Source organism: Parazoarcus communis SWub3 = DSM 12120 (assembly GCF_003226565.1).
GTDB lineage: Bacteria > Pseudomonadota > Gammaproteobacteria > Burkholderiales > Rhodocyclaceae > Parazoarcus > Parazoarcus communis.
Genome location: NZ_QKOE01000114.1, coordinates 1 through 525, shown reverse-complemented (window position 1 = coordinate 525; position 525 = coordinate 1). Strand labels below are relative to the sequence as shown.

1 protein-coding gene is annotated in these 525 nt (G+C 68.0%); it reads left to right on the top strand.

What is annotated here, in order from left to right; all coding sequences use genetic code 11:
• Window positions 1-168: 168 nt before the first annotated feature.
• Window positions 169-525: SGNH/GDSL hydrolase family protein (locus tag DNK49_RS23305; protein WP_207807117.1), on the top strand; the 357-nt coding region annotated here is incomplete at its 3' end.

The following is a 525-nucleotide window of genomic DNA, read 5'->3' as shown; positions in this document are numbered from 1 at the left end:
CGCGATCATGTGTCTGGCCGCCTACATTGCCGCCTGGTCGAGGAGCGGCGGCTCAGGCACGCCGTCGCGCCGGCCGGCCGTCGTCGAGGCCTACAAGTGAGGCCGGTCCTCGCTCTTCTTCTTGCTCTGGCTGCCGCCTTCGCAAGCGGACCGGCGGCCGCACAGTCCATGACCCTCTGCCGCGCCAAGCCCGAACTGCTGGATCTCGGCGCACCGCTGCCGATCGCCCGCAAGGTGGTGGCCGAGCGCAAGCCGCTGCGCATCATTGCGCTGGGTTCCTCCTCGACCTCGGGCTACGGAGCCTCCAATCCCGCCTTCGCCTACCCGACCCAGTTGCGCATAGGGCTCGAAAAGGCCCTGCCCGGGATCGACATCGACGTGATCAACCGCGGCATCGGCGGTCAGGATGTCGAGGAGATGGCCGCGCGCATGCGCACCGAGATGCAGGACAACCCGGCCTCGCTGGTGGTCTGGCAAACCGGCACCAACGCCGCGATCCGCCACATGCCGCTCGATAAATTCGAC